Annotated in this window: 6 protein-coding genes, 4 tRNA genes, 6 rRNA genes and 2 pseudogenes; 5 read left to right on the forward strand and 13 right to left on the reverse strand. The window is 45.4% G+C overall.

Annotated features, from left to right (window positions below; genetic code table 11):
* Positions 1-609 precede the first annotated feature (609 nt).
* From rrf (PKHYL_RS16445) to PKHYL_RS16490, 10 genes are all read right to left on the reverse strand, one after another.
* Positions 610-723: ribosomal RNA gene (rrf, locus tag PKHYL_RS16445) — 5S ribosomal RNA — on the reverse strand.
* Between the two features lie 161 nt (positions 724-884).
* A 23S ribosomal RNA gene (locus PKHYL_RS16450) occupies positions 885-3743 on the reverse strand.
* A gap of 352 nt (positions 3744-4095) precedes the next feature.
* Positions 4096-4171: transfer RNA gene (locus PKHYL_RS16455), tRNA-Ala, on the reverse strand.
* A gap of 97 nt (positions 4172-4268) precedes the next feature.
* A tRNA-Ile gene (locus tag PKHYL_RS16460) sits at positions 4269-4345 on the reverse strand.
* 73 nt (positions 4346-4418) lie between these two features.
* Positions 4419-5954: ribosomal RNA gene (locus tag PKHYL_RS16465) — 16S ribosomal RNA — on the reverse strand.
* 711 nt (positions 5955-6665) lie between these two features.
* A 5S ribosomal RNA gene (gene rrf / locus PKHYL_RS16470) occupies positions 6666-6779 on the reverse strand.
* A 160-nt stretch (positions 6780-6939) separates the two neighbouring features.
* Positions 6940-9799 (reverse strand): 23S ribosomal RNA (locus PKHYL_RS16475).
* Positions 9800-10150: 351 nt separating this feature from the next.
* Positions 10151-10226: transfer RNA gene (locus PKHYL_RS16480), tRNA-Ala, on the reverse strand.
* A 96-nt stretch (positions 10227-10322) separates the two neighbouring features.
* Positions 10323-10399, reverse strand: a tRNA-Ile gene (locus tag PKHYL_RS16485).
* A 73-nt stretch (positions 10400-10472) separates the two neighbouring features.
* A 16S ribosomal RNA gene (locus PKHYL_RS16490) occupies positions 10473-12008 on the reverse strand.
* Together the 16S, 23S and 5S rRNA genes with 4 tRNA genes alongside form the textbook arrangement of a ribosomal RNA operon.
* Positions 12009-13121: 1113 nt before the next feature.
* Between PKHYL_RS16490 and thrS the strand changes: the two genes are divergently transcribed.
* The 5 genes and pseudogenes from thrS to PKHYL_RS17900 all read left to right on the forward strand — a co-directional run bounded on the left by thrS (position 13122) and on the right by PKHYL_RS17900 (position 19563).
* The gene (thrS, locus tag PKHYL_RS16495; RefSeq protein ID WP_240365638.1) at positions 13122-15056 is read left to right on the forward strand and encodes a threonine--tRNA ligase; all 1935 of its coding nucleotides are present in this window, start codon (positions 13122-13124) and stop codon (positions 15054-15056) included.
* Positions 15057-15079: 23 nt separating this feature from the next.
* A complete protein-coding gene (gene infC, locus PKHYL_RS16500; RefSeq protein ID WP_240365639.1) occupies positions 15080-15583 on the forward strand; it encodes a translation initiation factor IF-3 in 504 nt (167 codons plus the stop codon).
* A gap of 332 nt (positions 15584-15915) precedes the next feature.
* Positions 15916-17161: pseudogene (locus PKHYL_RS18365) on the forward strand (toxic anion resistance protein).
* Between the two features lie 139 nt (positions 17162-17300).
* Positions 17301-18944: a ribonuclease R family protein gene (locus PKHYL_RS16510; protein WP_269778203.1), complete on the forward strand. Its 1644-nt coding sequence runs from the start codon at positions 17301-17303 to the stop codon at positions 18942-18944.
* A gap of 40 nt (positions 18945-18984) precedes the next feature.
* Positions 18985-19563, forward strand: coding sequence for a S1 RNA-binding domain-containing protein (locus PKHYL_RS17900; protein WP_269778204.1), 579 nt, complete (start codon positions 18985-18987; stop codon positions 19561-19563).
* An 89-nt stretch (positions 19564-19652) separates the two neighbouring features.
* On the opposite strand, the gene PKHYL_RS16520 is transcribed toward PKHYL_RS17900, so the two are convergent.
* The 3 genes and pseudogenes from PKHYL_RS16520 to hisA form a co-directional block, all read right to left on the reverse strand.
* Positions 19653-19952 (reverse strand): hypothetical protein, encoded by a 300-nt coding sequence (locus PKHYL_RS16520; protein ID WP_240365640.1) that lies wholly within the window; start codon positions 19950-19952, stop codon positions 19653-19655.
* 81 nt (positions 19953-20033) lie between these two features.
* Positions 20034-21663 (reverse strand): annotated as a pseudogene (locus tag PKHYL_RS16525) (mechanosensitive ion channel domain-containing protein).
* Between the two features lie 89 nt (positions 21664-21752).
* Entirely contained in the window at positions 21753-22490 is a 738-nt protein-coding gene (hisA, locus tag PKHYL_RS16530; protein ID WP_071002707.1) for a 1-(5-phosphoribosyl)-5-[(5-phosphoribosylamino)methylideneamino]imidazole-4-carboxamide isomerase, read from the reverse strand.
* Positions 22491-22655: the final 165 nt, after the last annotated feature.

The following is a 22655-nucleotide window of genomic DNA, read 5'->3' on the forward strand; positions in this document are numbered from 1 at the left end:
ACTTTGAGTTTTTCTGCTGTCTTAAATGATAATTTTTATAGTTGGTGTTCTACCAAAAGATAGTCGACCAACTTTATTTTTTAGCATTCTGAATCAGCAAAAATCCACACAAGTTGTTCTTTAGTTATGCTTTTAAATAGTCTCAATCACTGTCGTCCAGTCATCGATATATAGGGTATTACTAACGCTATCTGCCTTTTCCGTCTCCGGTTAAGCTATCTAGCGAGCCGACTATCTTATCATAATGATTTGAATTGTCAAGACTTTTTATAATTTGTTTCGCCAGGTTAACTGGGTTATTAATGTGTAATCTACACATCTCTCACTGCCAGTCCGTCTGATGAGGGCGTATTATAGACCCTTTATTTATTTAGTCAAGAAGTATTTTTAATTAGTTTGAAATAACTTAATCGCTTAGGCTTCCTCACCACTTCCCTTTCGACTGGGACGCATTATACGCGGGTTTGAGGCTGGGTCAAGGCTAATTGATCCTTTTTTATAATTATTTTGCCAAATAAAATGAGCAGCTATTGATTAGGAAATTATTATTAAAATGCCGACAAGAAAAGCCCCTTGATACGTTAGTATCAAGGGGCTTTTAGAATAAGGAGCTGACGATGACCTACTCTCACATGGGCGAACCACACTACCATTGGCGCAACGATGTTTCACTTCTGAGTTCGGGAAGGGATCAGGTGGTGCCATCGCGCTATTGTCGTCAGCAAAGGGGGTTAGATATGAGTCTGTTCGTGTGACTTTTGATAAGTACCACTTACCCTAACTGAATCAAGGTTAACGGTGATATCGAAATGTTCTGTCTGTTTCTATAGCCTGGGCTATACAAGATAGATTAATTAGACTTGATACAAACCACTTGGTGTTGTATGGTCAAGCCAAACGAGCAATTAGTACAGGTTAGCTACACACATCACTGTGCTTCCACACCCTGCCTATCAACGTCCTAGTCTTGAACGGCTCTTTAGGGAAATCTAATCTTGAGGTGGGCTTCCCGCTTAGATGCTTTCAGCGGTTATCCCATCCGAACGTAGCTACCGGGCAATGCCATTGGCATGACAACCCGAACACCAGTGGTTCGTCCACTCTGGTCCTCTCGTACTAGGAGCAGATCCTCTCAAATTTCCAACGCCCACGGTAGATAGGGGACCGAACTGTCTCACGACGTTCTAAACCCAGCTCGCGTACCTCTTTAAATGGCGAACAGCCATACCCTTAGGACCTGCTTCAGCCCTAGGATGAGATGAGCCGACATCGAGGTGCCAAACACCGCCGTCGATATGAACTCTTGGGCGGTATCAGCCTGTTATCCCCAGAGTACCTTTTATCCGTTGAGCGATGGCCCTTCCATACAGAACCACCGGATCACTAAGACCTACTTTCGTACCTGCTCGACTTGTGGGTCTCGCAGTTAAGCGCGCTTTTGCCTTTATACTCTTCGACCGATTTCCGACCGGTCTGAGCGCACCTTCGTACTCCTCCGTTACTCTTTAGGAGGAGACCGCCCCAGTCAAACTACCCACCATACATTGTCCTCGGTATTGTGATACCTGAGTTAGAACCCCAACATGACCAGGGTGGTATTTCAAGGATGGCTCCACCAAGACTGGCGTCTCAGTTTCAAAGCCTCCCACCTATCCTGCACAAGTCAGGTCAAAGTTCAATGTAAAGCTGTAGTAAAGGTTCACGGGGTCTTTCCGTCTAGCCGCGGGTACACAGCATCTTCACTGCGATTTCGATTTCACTGAGTCTCTGCTGGAGACAGCGCTGCCATCATTATGTCATTCGTGCAGGTCGGAACTTACCCGACAAGGAATTTCGCTACCTTAGGACCGTTATAGTTACGGCCGCCGTTTACTGGGGCTTCGATCAAGACCTTCGCTTACGCTAAGCCCATCAATTAACCTTCCAGCACCGGGCAGACATCACACCCTATACGTCCACTTTCGTGTTTGCAGAGTGCTGTGTTTTTAATAAACAGTTGCAGCAGCCTGGTATCTGCGACTGCCAGCAGCTCAAGGAGCAAGTCCTATCACCACCAACAGCGTACCTTCTCCCGAAGTTACGGTACCATTTTGCCTAGTTCCTTCAGCAGAGTTCTCTCAAGCGCCTTGGTATTCTCTACCTGATCACCTGTGTCGGTTTAGGGTACGATTCGTTTATAACTATTGCTTAGAAGCTTTTCCTGGAAGCATGGTATTTGCCACTTCGCTGTACAAGTACAGCTTGCTATCAGATCTCGGTATAGAATAGCCCGGATTTACCTAAGCTATAAACCTACATCCTTTCACCTGGACAACCAACGCCAGGCTGACATAACCTTCTCCGTCCCTCCATCGCATTATAAACAAGTATCGGAATATTAACCGATTTCCCATCGACTACGCCTTTCGGCCCTCGCCTTAGGGTCGACTCACCCAGCCCCGATTAACGTTGGACTGGAACCCTTGATCTTCCGGCGTGGATGCTTTTCACACCCATTATCGTTACTCACGTCAGCATTCGCTCTTGTGATACCTCCAGCATGCTTTACAACACACCTTCACAGGCTTACACAACGCTCCCCCTACCACTTGAAAACAAATTCAAATCCGCAGCTTCGGCTCCTAGTTTGAGCCCCGTTACATCTTCCGCGCGGGCCGACTCGACTAGTGAGCTATTACGCTTTCTTTAAAGGATGGCTGCTTCTAAGCCAACCTCCTAGCTGTCTATGCCTTCCCACCTCGTTTCCCACTTAACTAGGAATTTGGGGCCTTAGCTGGCGGTCTGGGTTGTTTCCCTCTCCACGATGGACGTTAGCACCCACCGTGTGTCTCCCGGATATCACTCATCGGTATTCGGAGTTTGCATCGGTTTGGTAAGTCGGTATGACCCCCTAGCCGAAACAGTGCTCTACCCCCAATGGTGTTCGTCCGAGGCGCTACCTAAATAGCTTTCGGGGAGAACCAGCTATCACCGAGTTTGATTAGCCTTTCACCCCTATCCACAAGTCATCCCCTGGCTTTTCAACGACAGTGGGTTCGGTCCTCCGGTGCCTGTTACGGCACTTTCAACCTGCTCATGGATAGATCACTCGGTTTCGGGTCTATACCCTGCAACTAGTCGCCCTATTAAGACTCGGTTTCCCTACGGCTCCCCTAAACGGTTAACCTTGCTACAGAATATAAGTCGCTGACCCATTATACAAAGGTACGCGGTCACCCAACAAGTGGGCTCCCACTGCTTGTACGCACACGGTTTCAGGTTCTATTTCACTCCCCCTCACAGGGGTTCTTTTCGCCTTTCCCTCACGGTACTGGTTCACTATCGGTCAGTCAGGGAGTATTTAGCCTTGGAGGATGGTCCCCCATCTTCAAACAGGATTTCTCGTGCCCCGCTCTACTTAATATGTTAACGCTAATGTTTCGAATACAGGACTATCACCTACTATGGTCAGCTTTCCCACGCTGTTCTTCTACATTAGCATTAATCGGCTTCTCCCCGTTCGCTCGCCGCTACTAGGGGAATCTCAATTGATGTCTTTTCCTAAGGGTACTGAGATGTTTCACTTCCCCTCGTTCGCTTCCCTAATAAATTAGGATACCTACCTTATGGTAAGTGGGTTTCCCCATTCAGAAATCTCCGGATCACAGGATATTGCCGCCTCCCCGAAGCTTATCGCAGGCTGTCACGTCTTTCATCGCCTCTGACTGCCAAGGCATCCACCATGTGCGCTTCATTACTTGACCATACAACCCCAAGTAGTCTTTCGACTTCTATGTGTCATACAATCTAATTATGATAACGATATCACCTATGTTTATACGCTTGATTCAGTTCTCTTTACTTTTTTAATAACTCACCCCTGGGATAACAAACAATGTCGTTAAGAGGGTGAGTTATTAAGGTTAAGATGGGCGCGTGAATACGCTCATCCTAACCCAGACTCATATCTATGTTTTTAAATAGTTCCTATGCTCTCGTCGAGTCATAGTTTTCTGTATAAAACAGAAAGAAGTAATCGTGTCTTTATTCAAGATGAATCACTTGTTTCTATTTGATACCTATTTTATTTAGCACGCTAAGCTTAGCTGTATGTAGTGGTGGAGCCAAACGGAGTCGAACCGTTGACCTCCTGCGTGCAAGGCAGGCGCTCTACCAACTGAGCTATGGCCCCTGAGCGAGGATACAACCGAAGCACTGCTTCGATCCGAGCGCAAGAGGAAATCCCTTAAAGGGGGATTGACTTAGGGCTCTTTCACCTACATTAATAATGGTGGGTCTAAGTGGACTCGAACCACTGACCCCCGCGTTATCAACACGGTGCTCTAACCAGCTGAGCTACAGACCCTAATACGTCCTAAAACGTAAGCTTAAACTAAAGAACAACTTGTTGTGAATTCTTGCTGAGCGAATGCTGTCTATAAGGAGGTGATCCAGCCGCAGGTTCCCCTACGGCTACCTTGTTACGACTTCACCCCAGTCATCAACCACACCGTGGTGATCGCCCTCACTAAGTTAGGCTAACCACTTCTGGTGCAATCAACTCCCATGGTGTGACGGGCGGTGTGTACAAGGCCCGGGAACGTATTCACCGCGGCATTCTGATCCGCGATTACTAGCGATTCCTACTTCATGGAGTCGAGTTGCAGACTCCAATCTGGACTACGATAGGCTTTTTGAGATTCGCATCACATCGCTGTGTAGCTGCCCTCTGTACCTACCATTGTAGCACGTGTAGCCCTGGTCGTAAGGGCCATGATGACTTGACGTCGTCCCCGCCTTCCTCCAGTTTGTCACTGGCAGTATCCTTAGAGTTCCCACCCGAAGTGCTGGTAACTAAGGACAAGGGTTGCGCTCGTTGCGGGACTTAACCCAACATCTCACGACACGAGCTGACGACAGCCATGCAGCACCTGTATCACAATTCCCGAAGGCACTCTCGTATCTCTACAAGATTCTGTGTATGTCAAGACCAGGTAAGGTTCTTCGCGTTGCATCGAATTAAACCACATGCTCCACCGCTTGTGCGGGCCCCCGTCAATTCATTTGAGTTTTAACCTTGCGGCCGTACTCCCCAGGCGGTCTACTTATTGCGTTAGCTGCGTCACTAAGTCCTCAAGGGACCCAACGACTAGTAGACATCGTTTACGGCGTGGACTACCAGGGTATCTAATCCTGTTTGCTACCCACGCTTTCGAGCCTCAGTGTCAGTATGATGCCAGGAAGCTGCCTTCGCCATCGGTATTCCTTCAGATCTCTACGCATTTCACCGCTACACCTGAAATTCTACTTCCCTCTCACCTACTCTAGCCTAACAGTTTCAGATGCAGTTCCCAGGTTAAGCCCGGGGATTTCACATCTGACTTATCAAGCCACCTACGCTCGCTTTACGCCCAGTAATTCCGATTAACGCTTGCACCCTCTGTATTACCGCGGCTGCTGGCACAGAGTTAGCCGGTGCTTATTCTGCAGCTAATGTCATCGTCCCCGGGTATTAACCGAAGAGTCTTCTTCACTGCTTAAAGTGCTTTACAACCAAAAGGCCTTCTTCACACACGCGGCATGGCTGGATCAGGGTTCCCCCCATTGTCCAATATTCCCCACTGCTGCCTCCCGTAGGAGTCCGGGCCGTGTCTCAGTCCCGGTGTGGCTGATCATCCTCTCAGACCAGCTACAGATCGTCGCCATGGTAGGCCTTTACCCCACCATCTAGCTAATCCGACTTAGGCTCATCTAATAGCGAGAGCAACAAGTTGCCCCCTTTCTCCCGTAGGACGTATGCGGTATTAATTCGAGTTTCCCCGAGCTATCCCCCCACTACTAGGTAGATTCCTAAGTATTACTCACCCGTCCGCCGCTCGACGCCTGATAGCAAGCTATCATCGTTTCCGCTCGACTTGCATGTGTTAAGCCTGCCGCCAGCGTTCAATCTGAGCCATGATCAAACTCTTCAGTTTAATCTATCTGAAGCCTTTACCTATAAATAGGAAGACGACTTCTAATCTTGGCTCATTTAATCTGGCAAAATCGCTCGTAATTATGTTCGTAATGAATTAACTTTGAGTTTTTCTGCTGTCTTAAATGATAATTTTTATAGTTGGTGTTCTACCAAAAGATAGTCGACCAACTTTATTTTTTAGCATTCTGAATCAGCAAAAATCCACACAAGTTGTTCTTTAGTTATGCTTTTAAATAGTCTCAATCACTGTCGTCCAGTCATCGATATATAGGGTATTACTAACGCTATTCGCCTTTTCCGTCTCCGGTTAAGCTATCTAGCGAGCCGACTATCTTATCATAATGATTTGAATTGTCAAGACTTTTTGTAATTTGTTTCGCCAGGTTAACTGGGTTATTAATGTGTAATCTACACATCTTTCACTGCCAGCTCGTCTGATGAGGGCGTATTATAGACCCTTTATTTATTTAGTCAAGAAGTATTTTCTATTTAATTCAAACAATTTGCATCGTTCAAATCAGTAAATCACTTCCCTTTCGACTGGGACGCATTATACGCGGGTTTGAGGCTGGGTCAAGGCTAATTGATCCTTTTTCATAATTATTTTGCCAAATAAAATGAGCAGCTATTGATCAGGAAATTATTATTAAAATGCCGACAAGAAAAGCCCCTTGATACGTTACTATCAAGGGGCTAATCAGGAATAAGGAGCTGACGATGACCTACTCTCACATGGGCGAACCACACTACCATTGGCGCAACGATGTTTCACTTCTGAGTTCGGGAAGGGATCAGGTGGTGCCATCGCGCTATTGTCGTCAGCAAAGGGGGTTAGATATGAGTCTGTTTGTGTGACTTTTGATAAGTACCCTTACCCTAACTGAATCAAGGTTAACGGTGATATCGAAATATTCTGTCTGTTTCTATAGCCTGAGCTATACAAGATAGATTAATTAGACTTGATACAAACCACTTGGTGTTGTATGGTCAAGCCAAACGAGCAATTAGTACAGGTTAGCTACACACATCACTGTGCTTCCACACCCTGCCTATCAACGTCCTAGTCTTGAACGGCTCTTTAGGGAAATCTAATCTTGAGGTGGGCTTCCCGCTTAGATGCTTTCAGCGGTTATCCCATCCGAACGTAGCTACCGGGCAATGCCATTGGCATGACAACCCGAACACCAGTGGTTCGTCCACTCTGGTCCTCTCGTACTAGGAGCAGATCCTCTCAAATTTCCAACGCCCACGGTAGATAGGGGACCGAACTGTCTCACGACGTTCTAAACCCAGCTCGCGTACCTCTTTAAATGGCGAACAGCCATACCCTTAGGACCTGCTTCAGCCCTAGGATGAGATGAGCCGACATCGAGGTGCCAAACACCGCCGTCGATATGAACTCTTGGGCGGTATCAGCCTGTTATCCCCAGAGTACCTTTTATCCGTTGAGCGATGGCCCTTCCATACAGAACCACCGGATCACTAAGACCTACTTTCGTACCTGCTCGACTTGTGGGTCTCGCAGTTAAGCGCGCTTTTGCCTTTATACTCTTCGACCGATTTCCGACCGGTCTGAGCGCACCTTCGTACTCCTCCGTTACTCTTTAGGAGGAGACCGCCCCAGTCAAACTACCCACCATACATTGTCCTCGGTATTGTGATACCTGAGTTAGAACCCCAACATGACCAGGGTGGTATTTCAAGGATGGCTCCACCAAGACTGGCGTCTCGGTTTCAAAGCCTCCCACCTATCCTGCACAAGTCAGGTCAAAGTTCAATGTAAAGCTGTAGTAAAGGTTCACGGGGTCTTTCCGTCTAGCCGCGGGTACACAGCATCTTCACTGCGATTTCGATTTCACTGAGTCTCTGCTGGAGACAGCGCTGCCATCATTATGTCATTCGTGCAGGTCGGAACTTACCCGACAAGGAATTTCGCTACCTTAGGACCGTTATAGTTACGGCCGCCGTTTACTGGGGCTTCGATCAAGACCTTCGCTTACGCTAAGCCCATCAATTAACCTTCCAGCACCGGGCAGACATCACACCCTATACGTCCACTTTCGTGTTTGCAGAGTGCTGTGTTTTTAATAAACAGTTGCAGCAGCCTGGTATCTGCGACTGCCAGCAGCTCAAGGAGCAAGTCCTATCACCACCAACAGCGTACCTTCTCCCGAAGTTACGGTACCATTTTGCCTAGTTCCTTCAGCAGAGTTCTCTCAAGCGCCTTGGTATTCTCTACCTGATCACCTGTGTCGGTTTAGGGTACGATTCGTTTATAACTATTGCTTAGAAGCTTTTCCTGGAAGCATGGTATTTGCCACTTCGCTGTACATGTACAGCTTGCTATCAGATCTCGGTATAGAATAGCCCGGATTTACCTAAGCTATAAACCTACATCCTTTCACCTGGACAACCAACGCCAGGCTGACATAACCTTCTCCGTCCCTCCATCGCATTATAAACAAGTATCGGAATATTAACCGATTTCCCATCGACTACGCCTTTCGGCCCTCGCCTTAGGGGTCGACTCACCCAGCCCCGATTAACGTTGGACTGGAACCCTTGATCTTCCGGCGTGGATGCTTTTCACACCCATTATCGTTACTCACGTCAGCATTCGCTCTTGTGATACCTCCAGCATGCTTTACAACACACCTTCACAGGCTTACACAACGCTCCCCTACCACTTGAAAACAAATTCAAATCCGCAGCTTCGGCTCCTAGTTTGAGCCCCGTTACATCTTCCGCGCGGGCCGACTCGACTAGTGAGCTATTACGCTTTCTTTAAAGGATGGCTGCTTCTAAGCCAACCTCCTAGCTGTCTATGCCTTCCCACCTCGTTTCCCACTTAACTAGGGAATTTGGGGCCTTAGCTGGCGGTCTGGGTTGTTTCCCTCTCCACGATGGACGTTAGCACCCACCGTGTGTCTCCCGGATATCACTCATCGGTATTCGGAGTTTGCATCGGTTTGGTAAGTCGGTATGACCCCCTAGCCGAAACAGTGCTCTACCCCCAATGGTGTTCGTCCGAGGCGCTACCTAAATAGCTTTCGGGGAGAACCAGCTATCACCGAGTTTGATTAGCCTTTCACCCCTATCCACAAGTCATCCCCTGGCTTTTCAACGACAGTGGGTTCGGTCCTCCGGTGCCTGTTACGGCACTTTCAACCTGCTCATGGATAGATCACTCGGTTTCGGGTCTATACCCTGCAACTAGTCGCCCTATTAAGACTCGGTTTCCCTACGGCTCCCCTAAACGGTTAACCTTGCTACAGAATATAAGTCGCTGACCCATTATACAAAGGTACGCGGTCACCCAACAAGTGGGCTCCCACTGCTTGTACGCACACGGTTTCAGGTTCTATTTCACTCCCCCTCACAGGGGTTCTTTTCGCCTTTCCCTCACGGTACTGGTTCACTATCGGTCAGTCAGGAGTATTTAGCCTTGGAGGATGGTCCCCCCATCTTCAAACAGGATTTCTCGTGCCCCGCTCTACTTAATATGTTAACGCTAATGTTTCGAATACAGGACTATCACCTACTATGGTCAGCTTTCCCACGCTGTTCTTCTACATTAGCATTAATCGGCTTCTCCCCGTTCGCTCGCCGCTACTAGGGGAATCTCAATTGATGTCTTTTCCTAAGGGTACTGAGATGTTTCACTTCCCCTCGTTCGCTTCCCTAATAAATTAGGATACCTACCTTATGGTAGGTGGGTTTCCCCATTCAGAAATCTCCGGATCACAGGATATTGCCGCCTCCCCGAAGCTTATCGCAGGCTGTCACGTCTTTCATCGCCTCTGACTGCCAAGGCATCCACCATGTGCGCTTCATTACTTGACCATACAACCCCAAGTAGTCTTTCGACTTCTAAGTGTCATACAATCTAATTATGATAACGATATCACCTATGTTTATACGCTTGATTCAGTTCTCTTTACTTTTTTAATAACTCACCCCTGGGATAACAAATAATGTCGTTAAGAGGGTGAGTTATTAAGGTTAATGACGACACGTGAAATGTCATCACTAACCCAGACTCATATCTATGTTTTTAAATAGTTCCTATGCTCTCGTCGAGTCATAGTTTTCTGTATAAAACAGAAAGAAGTAATCGTGTCTTTATTCAAGATGAATCACTTGTTTCTATTTGATACCTATTTTATTTAGCACGCTAAGCTTAGCCGTATGTAGTGGTGGAGCCAAACGGAGTCGAACCGTTGACCTCCTGCGTGCAAGGCAGGCGCTCTACCAACTGAGCTATGGCCCCTGAGCGAGGATACAATCGAAGCACTGCTTCGATCCGAGCGCAAGAGGAAATCCCTTAAAGGAGATTTACTTAGGGCTCTTTCACCTACATTAATAATGGTGGGTCTAAGTGGACTCGAACCACTGACCCCCGCGTTATCAACACGGTGCTCTAACCAGCTGAGCTACAGACCCTGATACGTCCTAAAACGTAAGCTTAAACTAAAGAACAACTTGTTGTGAATTCTTGCTGAGCGAATGCCGTCTATAAGGAGGTGATCCAGCCGCAGGTTCCCCTACGGCTACCTTGTTACGACTTCACCCCAGTCATCGACCACACCGTGGTGATCGCCCTCACTAAGTTAGGCTAACCACTTCTGGTGCAATCAACTCCCATGGTGTGACGGGCGGTGTGTACAAGGCCCGGGAACGTATTCACCGCGGCATTCTGATCCGCGATTACTAGCGATTCCTACTTCATGGAGTCGAGTTGCAGACTCCAATCTGGACTACGATAGGCTTTTTGAGATTCGCATCACATCGCTGTGTAGCTGCCCTCTGTACCTACCATTGTAGCACGTGTAGCCCTGGTCGTAAGGGCCATGATGACTTGACGTCGTCCCCGCCTTCCTCCAGTTTGTCACTGGCAGTATCCTTAGAGTTCCCACCCGAAGTGCTGGTAACTAAGGACAAGGGTTGCGCTCGTTGCGGGACTTAACCCAACATCTCACGACACGAGCTGACGACAGCCATGCAGCACCTGTATCACAATTCCCGAAGGCACTCTCGTATCTCTACAAGATTCTGTGTATGTCAAGACCAGGTAAGGTTCTTCGCGTTGCATCGAATTAAACCACATGCTCCACCGCTTGTGCGGGCCCCCGTCAATTCATTTGAGTTTTAACCTTGCGGCCGTACTCCCCAGGCGGTCTACTTATTGCGTTAGCTGCGTCACTAAGTCCTCAAGGGACCCAACGACTAGTAGACATCGTTTACGGCGTGGACTACCAGGGTATCTAATCCTGTTTGCTACCCACGCTTTCGAGCCTCAGTGTCAGTATGATGCCAGGAAGCTGCCTTCGCCATCGGTATTCCTTCAGATCTCTACGCATTTCACCGCTACACCTGAAATTCTACTTCCCTCTCACCTACTCTAGCCTAACAGTTTCAGATGCAGTTCCCAGGTTAAGCCCGGGGATTTCACATCTGACTTATCAAGCCACCTACGCTCGCTTTACGCCCAGTAATTCCGATTAACGCTTGCACCCTCTGTATTACCGCGGCTGCTGGCACAGAGTTAGCCGGTGCTTATTCTGCAGCTAATGTCATCGTCCCCGGGTATTAACCGAAGAGTCTTCTTCACTGCTTAAAGTGCTTTACAACCAAAAGGCCTTCTTCACACACGCGGCATGGCTGGATCAGGGTTCCCCCCATTGTCCAATATTCCCCACTGCTGCCTCCCGTAGGAGTCCGGGCCGTGTCTCAGTCCCGGTGTGGCTGATCATCCTCTCAGACCAGCTACAGATCGTCGCCATGGTAGGCCTTTACCCCACCATCTAGCTAATCCGACTTAGGCTCATCTAATAGCGAGAGCAACAAGTTGCCCCCTTTCTCCCGTAGGACGTATGCGGTATTAATTCGAGTTTCCCCGAGCTATCCCCCCACTACTAGGTAGATTCCTAAGTATTACTCACCCGTCCGCCGCTCGACGCCTGATAGCAAGCTATCATCGTTTCCGCTCGACTTGCATGTGTTAAGCCTGCCGCCAGCGTTCAATCTGAGCCATGATCAAACTCTTCAGTTTAATCTATCTGAAGCCTTTACCTATAAATAGGAAGACGACTTCTAATCTTGGCTCATTTAATCTGGCAAAATCGCTCGTAATTATGTTCGTAATGAATTAACTTTGAGTTTTTCTGCTGTCTTAAATGATAATTTTTATAGTTGGTGTTCTACCAAAAGATAGTCGACCAACTTTATTTTTTAGCATTCTGAATCAGCAAAAATCCACACAAGTTGTTCTTTAGTTATGCTTTTAAATAGTCTCAATCACTGTCGTCCAGTCATCGATATATAGGGTATTACTAACGCTATTCGCCTTTTCCGTCTCCGGTTAAGCTATCTAGCGAGCCGACTATCTTATCATAATGATTTGAATTGTCAAGACTTTTTATAATTTGTTTCGCCAGGTTAACTGGGTTATTAATGTGTAATCTACACATCTTTCACTGCCAGCTCGTCTGATGAGGGCGTATTATAGAGGGTTTAACTTTTGTGTCAACCTGTTTTGTTGATGTTTTTGGACTTATTTTAGTGGAACATAAAAATGGTAGTTTTTTCAATGGGTTGGAGCTGGCTGCTTTAAAAGGAAAGAAAATAGAAGTGTGCTCTGATTGATAGTTTTATCAGATATGTATTGCCGTTTATTATCTTTGAAGTATTTTTTACCTCTTTGAATTTGCTTTTACTTCTTCCACCTTCAATATTGATATTACTACAAACATCGCTATACAGAAGGTCAATCGCCAAGTTTTATATAGTTTTGCCAACATTCTATTTTGAAATGTTCAAAAATAACTTTCGCAGTTTATCTCTGATTGAGCTTAAGGCTCTACCCCTTGCTATCTAGTCTTGGTAGACGGTTTTTGCTATAATCATCCTTTTATTGCATTACTTATTTTTGCTGATTATCTGTATTAGATAGATGACAGAGTTCTGTCTATGATGTCGTTATTGGTTAGACACTCTTGAATAACCAATAAAACCCACAATATATAGCAGTACAAAGCAGTAGCAAGTAATGTGTCACTCTTACTATATATCACAATAATTAGATATAATTGATGCGGTCTCACGGTTATATGATTGATGGTTGCAATCATCACTGCCAACGGACCCAATAACAGGCGAATAGATTATGGTAGCGATTACTTTACCCGATGGTAGCGTGAAAAACTTCGAAGGTCATACAACAGTCATGGAAGTGGCGCAAAGTATTGGGACAGGGCTCGCTAAAGCGACAGTTGCTGGACGTGTCAATGGTCACCTAGTAGATGCGTACGATCCTATCGTCGCTGATGCCAACGTTGAAATCGTAACGCCAAAAGACGATGACGGTGTCGATATCATTCGTCACTCATGCGCGCATTTGCTTGGTCATGCAGTTAAACAGCTATATCCTGATGTGAAGATGGTCATTGGTCCTGTTATTGATGATGGTTTTTATTACGATATCTTTAGTGAAACGCCATTTACGCCTGAGCACATGGAAGCTATTGAAAAACGCATGATGGAGCTGATCAAGCAAGATTATGACGTTATCAAAAAAATGACGCCACGTGCCGAAGCAATTGAGATCTTTGAATCACGTAACGAAGACTATAAGCTAAAACTGATTAATGATATGCCAGGTGAAGAAGCTTTTGGTCTGTATCATCATCAAGAATACGTCGATATGTGCCGTGGCCCGCATGTGCCCAATACGCGCTTTTTGAAAGTATTTAAACTGACCAAAATGTCAGGTGCTTATTGGCGCGGTGATGCGAAAAACGAGCAGCTGCAGCGTATCTATGGTACTGCTTGGGCTGATAAAAAACAGCTAAAAGCCTATATCCAGCGTATTCAAGAAGCAGAAAAACGTGACCATCGTAAAATTGGTAAAGCGTTAAACCTATTTCATATGCAAGAGCAAGCGCCAGGTATGGTATTCTGGCATGCGAATGGCTGGACAATTTATCAAGTACTTGAGCAGTATATGCGCAAAGTACAATACGACAATGGCTATCAAGAGATTAAGACACCGCAAATCGTTGATCGTAGTTTGTGGGAGCGCTCAGGACATTGGGGCAACTACGCAACTAATATGTTCACAACCTCTAGTGAAAATCGTGATTATGCCGTAAAACCAATGAACTGCCCTTGTCATGTGCAAGTGTTCAATCAAGGCTTAAAGTCTTACCGTGATTTGCCACTACGTATGGCAGAATTTGGTTCTTGCCATCGTAACGAGCCATCAGGTTCATTGCACGGTCTGATGCGCGTACGTGGTTTTACGCAAGATGATGCTCATATCTTTTGCACGCAAGCACAGATTCAGCAAGAAGTAGCAGAATTTATCAAGCTAACGCTTGCTGTCTATGAAGATTTTGGTTTCGACAACATTATTATGAAGCTGTCTACTCGCCCTGAAAAACGTGTTGGTAGTGATGAGTCTTGGGACTTTGCAGAAAAGGCGTTAGCAGATGCGCTTGATAGCTCAGGCCTAGACTGGGATTATCTACCTGGCGAAGGCGCTTTCTATGGTCCAAAGATTGAGTTTAGTCTAAAAGACTCGTTAGGTCGTATTTGGCAATGCGGTACCATTCAGGTAGATCCCAATATGCCTGAGCGCCTCGATGCTGAGTTCGTCAATGAGCAGAACGATCGTGAAGTGCCTATTATGTTGCACCGTGCCATCTTAGGGTCATTTGAGCGCTTCATTGGTATTTTGATCGAACACTATGCTGGTTGGATGCCAGTATGGCTAGCACCGCAACAAGTTGTGGTCATGAACATCACTGATAAGCAAGCTGATGCCTGTGAAAACGTGGTTAGTGAGCTCAAAAATGCAGGTTTGCGTGCGGTTAGCGACTTGCGTAACGAAAAGATTGGATTTAAGATACGAGAGAAAACATTAGAACGTATTCCCTATATGCTAGTATTAGGGGATAAAGAAGTGGAATCGGGCAGTGTCAACGTCCGAACGCGCGAAGGTGAGAACCTTGGCGTGATGAGTGTTTCTAAATTTATTACATTAGTACAGACCGCTGTCAGTAAAAAAGGCCGACAGACCCCAAAAACAGATGAGGAGTAATACCTATTAAACAGTCCAACCGTTTGAACATCAACGAAGATATCAACGTCAAAGAAGTCCGTCTCGTCAAAGAAGATGGCGAGCAAATGGGTGTAGTTGATATCGCAACCGCGATGAAAGCGGCACGTGATGAAAACCTAGATTTGGTTGAATTAGTTCCTGAAGCTAAGCCGCCAGTATGTAAGATCATGGATTATAAACATTTCCTCTATGATCAAAAGCAAAAGGCTAAAGAAGCTAAAAAAAACCAAAAGCAGACTCAGCTTAAAGAGATGAAACTACGCCCTAGTACTGAAGAGGCGGATTATCAAGTTAAGCTGCGTAAAATCATTAGTTTCTTAGAAAATCAAGATAAGGTTAAGATTAGTATTCGTTTCCGTGGACGCGAAATGGCGCACCAAGATATTGGTCGCAAGCAACTTGACCGCATCATTGAAGATACCGCTGATATCTCAAACGTCGAACAATTTCCTAAGATGGAAGGTCGTCAGATGGGTATGTTGCTTGGACCTACAAAGAAAAAGTAGTCTTTTATGAGATTGCTTTAAGTAGTGGCTGTCAGTCCATATAGTTATTTATAACTCTAACCATCAATATGCTACGGGATATTGATGGTTTTTTATTATTTGGACTGCCTACTGTCTCTTTTAAATGTATTTAGCCAGATATAATTGGCTGACGCTATTTTACAAAATCTACCTTCTCAACTATTAGATTACGCGGTAGTCTAAAAGTCTGTTTTATATTTGCTAATCAGCATTTATCAAAATTTTTAGTCAGTGTACAACAATAATCTATATCACGACCAATAGAGTCGTTTATAAAAACACTGCTTTTATCTGACATCAAAGGAAATTTCATGCAAGAATTAACACCACCAGAAAACGCCACAACTCCTAGTATCTCTCTCACAGCGCCTGAACCTGTCAAAGAAATACAAAAAAGTGAAGCCGATCAAATGGTTAAGTTGGATGAAAGCCAAATTCCGGAGCTGGATGCCAAAGTGGATGCGTTCGTCGATCACGTGATTACTAACTCCGTGCACAGTCCAGAATTTCAGCAAAACGTCCAATCCATTCATAATCTGGGCACCAAAGAGATTCGTGAGTCAGCGCAAGTCTCTAATCGTATGCTTGAGCTACCGGCCAAAAGCCTCAATGACAGCTTGTTTGATAACTCCCCTATCGCCAAATCTTTAACCGAATTACGCGGTATCGTCGAAGATTTGGACCCAAGCAAAAAAGAGCTGACCAATTCACGTAAGCTATTCGGTCTGATTCCATTTGGTAATAAAGTGCAAGACTATTTCCGTCAGTATGAGTCAGCGCAATCGCATATCAATGCAGTAGTAACCAGTTTATATAACGGTAAAGATGAATTGCTCAAAGACAATGCAATGATTGAGCAAGAAAAAGTCAATATGTGGGAGCTGATGCAGTCTATACGCCAGTATATCTATGTTGGCAAAAAGATAGATGAGCAACTAGAGCAAAAAGTCTACGCCATAGAAGCGACTGATCCTGAAAAAGCGCGTATTATCAAAGAAGAGATGCTGTTTTATGTACGTCAAAAAAACACTGACTTTTTTAACTCAGTTGGCCGTCAACGTACAAGGTTATCTAGCGCTCGACACCATCCGTAAAAACAATCTAGAGCTGATTAAAGGGGTTGATCGAGCAACGACGACCACTGTTTCAGCACTACGTACGGCGGTGGTAGTTGCTCAAGCCATGACCAATCAAAAGCTGGTACTTGATCAAATCACTGCGTTAAACAAGACCACCAGTAGTTTGATTGAGTCAACCTCTGCCATGCTTAAGCGTCAGTCAGGTGAGATTCATGAACAAGCAACAAGTAGTAGCATTGAGCTTGATAAACTGCAAAATGCCTTCAATAATGTCTATGACACCATGGATATGATTAGTAATTATAAAATCGAAGCATTAGAAAATATGAAACAAACGGTCAATAGCTTGACCACTGAAGTCGATAAAGCACAGAAATACCTGGATAAATCAAATCAAACCACAGTGCTAGAAGTCTCAAAAGAGCTAGACAGTAAAAAAATCACCAATCAATCAAGCAGTGTTGATATCGATATTTGATTGATCCCAATAGCGTTCATTTAAAAATGCAACGCTTTTTGCTATTGAAGGCACATAAGGCAATTGACGCAAGATATTGCGCTGCCGTTCGTGTTAATATAGTCACTATTAATAATTTAAAAAATAGATACGGTAATTTATGAGTTGGAATGATCCAAACGCCTCAAGTGAGGCACAAAAATACGACAACCCAATCCCTAGTCGTGAGTTGATACTCAGTACGATTGGTGAGCATGGGGAAGTCACTCACAAGCAGCTGGCGCAGATCTTTGAGATTGAAGATCCAGATCAGTTTGATGCTTTGGGCAATCGCCTAAAAGCCATGGCACGCGACGGTCAAGTCAATCGCGAAGGCCGTCCCTATCGCTATCGCACAGTCACTAAGCAAGATATCGTTACAGGCACCGTATCTGCACATCCAAAAGGCTTTGGCTTTGTGGTGCTAAGTGATATGCCAGATTTATTTTTGCATGAAAAACAAATGCGCTGGGTATTCAATGGCGATACAGTAGCAGCAGTTGGCACGTCAACAGACAATCGCGGTCGTACTGAAGGTCGTATTGTCGATGTGATTGAGCGCCGCCAGAACAACTTTATCGGTACACTTGCGCGTGATGAAGACGGCTATTGTGTTGAGCTTGGTAGTCCAAACAGTCATCAACCAATCACTGTCACTGATGATAATGTCCAAGCCCTCAATATCAAACAAGGCGCGCCTGTCAAAGTCGATATCATCGACTGGCCGAACCAGCATGAATTTGCCACTGGCAAAATCACTGAGGTATTGTCTGATGATAACGATCGAGAGCTGATTATTGAGACCACTTTACTGAACTATGATATCCCATCAGATTTCAGTGAAGCGGCGCTCAAACAAGCTGCTGAATATCAAGAACCAACTGAGAAAGACATAAAAGGTCGCAAAGATTTGCGTCATCTGCCACTCGTTACTATCGATGGTGAAGATGCTCGTGACTTTGATGATGCCGTATTTGCTGAGAAGCGCTCAGGCGGCAACTACCGCGTCGTGGTCGCAATTGCGGATGTCAGCTATTATGTCACGCCAAACTCACCACTAGATCAAGATGCTTACGAGCGCGGTACGTCTGTATACTTCCCGCATCGTGTGATTCCGATGCTCCCTGAAGTTCTCTCTAATGGTCTGTGTTCATTGAACCCTAACCTTGATCGTCTATGCATGGTGGCTGATATTAAAGTATCACGTGCAGGTAAGGTCACAGGATATGAGTTTTATCCATCGGTGATGCACTCACAAGCGCGTCTCACGTATAACCAAGTGAACGACTATTTTGTCAATCCGACTGATAAGAGACTTCCTAAATCATTAACGGGTAATAAAGACGTCAAAAAATCGATTGATACATTGCATCAGCTTTATGAGTTACTGCTCAAAAAACGTGAAGAGCGTCATGCCATGGAGTTTGAGACGGTCGAAACCTACATCAAATTTAATGAAAAAGGCGGGATTGACGCTATATTACCGCGTACTCGCGGTGACTCTCAGAAGCTGATTGAAGAGTGTATGCTCCTCGCTAATACCTGCGCGGCAAACTTTGCACTCAAACATGAGCTGCCAGTCTTATATCGTAACCACGATAAGCCTGATAATGAAAAATCAATGCGTATTCACGAATATGCAAAAACTTTGGCCTACCCTTCCCACAAGAGAATCCAACGCAAGCCGATTATCAGCGTATTATTGAAGCAACCAAAGACAGACCAGATGCGATTAGCATTCATAGCATGTTGCTGCGCTCGATGATGCAGGCAAATTATGCCCTGACAATATTGGTCACTTCGGCTTGGCTTATGATGAATATAGCCACTTTACCTCGCCGATTCGCCGTTATCCAGATCTAATGCTGCATCGTGCGATCAAAGCAAAAGTAACAAACAGCAAGCAACCTGTCATGGATTTTTCACTTGACGGCGCGGGTACACAGACGTCTGATACAGAGCGCCGTGCAGAAAAAGCATCTCGCTTTGTAGAGTCTTGGCTCAAGTGTCATTATATGACGGATCATGTCGGTGAAGAGTTCGAAGGGGTTGTGACGACCGTGACCAACTTCGGCCTATTCGTTACGTTGACTGATCTATACATCGATGGCTTGGTACATATCTCCAATGTGGGCGATGATTTCTTTGTTTATGATGAGCAGCAACAGCAGCTCATCGGCAAAGACAAAGGCACGCTGTTTGGACTTGGTGACTTGGTCAAGGTACAGGTTGCTGGCGTCAACATGGACTTACTGCAAATTGATTTTGATTTGAAAGAAAAACTTCAGTCTAGTGCCATGAATCAGACCAAAAAACAGCCGTCTAAGAAAGGTCCAGCAAAGAGAAGTAGTCGTAGAAGCTCTAGCAAAAAAAAGCTAATCTGAAACTGTAGCACCATAAATAAAAAAGGGCTAACGATAACGTTGGCCCTTTTTTATGCTTTGTTATTTATAGTTTTAGGCTAAATATTTTTTTACTGTGCATTACTCATCTGTTCCAAACGATCTTGCTCAGATTTCTGCGCTTGATCGATTTTATTGGTTGCATCATCTAAAATGGCTTTTGGCTGTTCGCCAAGTGGTTTGCTGGCGATATTTGCAGAGCTATTCTTAGAGCTATCTGCATCAGATACAGCTGCTGTAGGCTGTTCAGAAACAGTACTGCTAACGGCAACCTCTCTGTTTTTCTCATGACTGTTACCATTAACGATATTAAAGCCCAATAGTGCCACGATTCCGATTACGGCAAATATGATTACATGCTTCATTTCCATAAAAAATCTCGACTTTGATTAATTACCAAATACGAGTTCCATTGCACTTTTTGTGCCTACTTTTAAACCTACTATCTCTTACTATTCTTGCGGACTATTATTATTGAGTAAATCCGTTTCATCTGAGCTTTGAGCAATCTCTTGCTCGACCTTTTCCATCAGCTTGTCATCAGGGCGGGCATCGAGGACCTCATCAGCATTACGGCCTTGCAAAATAACTTTGGCTCGCGCCTTCGCTTGCTTTTTTATCTTTATCATCAACAGGATTCTCATTATCTTGATGGGTAAAAGTAGGCTCAGGCGTGGTTGAGGTTATCGTCATGTCAGATTTAGCGCTGCTCGTACTGTTCTGCATATGTTCAATGGCTTTCTCTAATTTGTCGTTAAACCGCAAACGATAAATGGGTTCAGGCAAGCTAAAGCCTTCGTTTTCTAGTGCATGTTTGGTCTCTCTGATGGCAATACTACGCGCTTTAGCAAAGTCCGTCTCTGATTGATCTACCCAAACCTGAAACTCTAAAACGATATTGGAATCACCCACATTGGTAATCACCGCGATGGCTTTGGGCTCCTCCAATACAAATGCGAGCGTACCTATTGCATCCAGTCCTACTTTGATAGCTGCTAGCGGATCATCATTCGCATCAACACCTAATTCAAAAGTAAAGCGGCGCTCGGGATTTTTAGTGTAGTTGAGAATGGTGCCTTTAAACACCCTCAGCATTCGGAATACGCAACTGATTGCCATCCAATGTCATCAGTATCGTCGCACGTGAGGTCAGACGAACGACAATACCCTCTTGCCCATTGATAACCACCTGATCACGGGCGCGAAATGGCTGGCGGATACTGAGCATTAGTGAGGCAATATAGTTTTCGATAGTGTCTTTGACTGCAAAACCAACGGCAATACCGATGACACCTGCGCCGCCAAGCAAAGTACCTAAGATGGTTTCTGCCCCGATAAGGCTCAGTCCCAAGATCAGACCAAAGATTATAAAAATAACTTTGACGGTCTGCGATAATAGCTCAGCGACAAACGGATTTGGCGTTAAGCGTTGCCACATTCTTTGCAATTGGACAACCAACTACCAAACCATGTGACCAATGCAAATATAACAACGCCGACCAATAGCAAAGGCAGCGCCTTCACTAAATTTTCCAATTGCGCTTTTAGTCCTTGATAAACTGTCGAGACATTTTCTTGGACATCTAATGTGCGATTGATATTGTCATCAACGGTGACTACATCAGTCAAACGGTTGGTCAGATTGATGGCCTGCTGCGCTTTTTTTTCGTTGGCAGTCTCTCCTGCCAAGGTGACCACGCCTTGGCTCACACTGACAGTAACGGCTTGTAGACCTTCGATTTCAGAGAAAATACCATTGATACGCTGACGGATTTCATTATCTTTTTGCGGAGTGGGTGTGGTTTCAATTTGACCGTTATTGGTGCTCTCACCGCTGATGACGGGGGGCTGGGCAGGTGTCGGTGATGAGGTGGCGGGGTCTGATGCTTCCTCGTCTGGCGCAGGATCACTATCAGGTGTTGCCTCTTGTGTACTTTCCATGCCGAGCGCAGTTGCAATGCCAGAGAGTTCTTCACCAGCTGCATAGGCGGGCCACGTACAAACGATGCTTAACAGCAACACCATTTGACCCCACGCTTTTATAAAACGGCGTATCATTGGACGGTCAAAATAACTGGCCATAAGCATCCTTTATTTTTTACGGGTTTTTCTTGCTTAGCTGATTGCTGATAATTAGCTGTCTGATTTTAACCGACTAATTTTTGATTTATTTAGCTATCTAAGTAAAGCTGCGCTTCGCTCAAATTCAACGTGCCTTCATAGATAGCACGACCAGTAATAATACCTTCGATACAATCACCATAAGGCTTTAACAGCTCGATATCTTTCATATCGGTAACGCCGCCTGATGCAATCACTGGTAATCCGCCTTCACGCGCCAAATTAACGGTTTGTTCAACATTCACGCCCTGCATCATGCCATCGCGGGCAATATCAGTATAAACGATTGATGACACACCTACATCAGCGAAGCACTTGGCAAGCTCAGTAGCCTTGGTATCGGTAACATTGGCCCAGCCATGAGTGGCGACCATACCGTCTTTGGCATCGATACCAACAATGATGTGTCCTGCAAATTCACGGCAAGCTTTAGCAACAAAATCCGGATCTTCAACCGCTTTTGTACCGATGATAATATAAGTTAGACCTGCAGTGATGTACTGCTCGATGGTATTCATATTACGCACGCCGCCGCCCAACTGAATAGGCAGGTTCGGATATGCTTTGGTAATATCATTGACCACTTGTCTGTGTACTGGCACGCCATCAAAAGCACCATTCAAATCGACCAAATGCAGACGGCGTGCGCCCTCATCTACCCAACGTGCAGCCATAGCGACTGGGTCATCAGAAAACACCGTATCATCTTCCATACGGCCTTGTTTTAAACGTACACATTTACCATCTTTTAAATCAATAGCCGGGATAATGACAGGCACAGCACACATATAGCATTCCTTATAAAGCACAATATTGGCAATAAATTTAGACAATTACATTGTTGAGAATGAAACGATATTAGAGAATCAAACAACGATAGAAAACACCACGCAAACGTGGCATGGCGTACAGACAGCGTCACCAATCAGGCAAAATAGGGTGAAAGTCTATTC

This window comes from Psychrobacter sp. KH172YL61, from assembly GCF_007182895.1.
GTDB lineage: Bacteria > Pseudomonadota > Gammaproteobacteria > Pseudomonadales > Moraxellaceae > Psychrobacter > Psychrobacter pacificensis.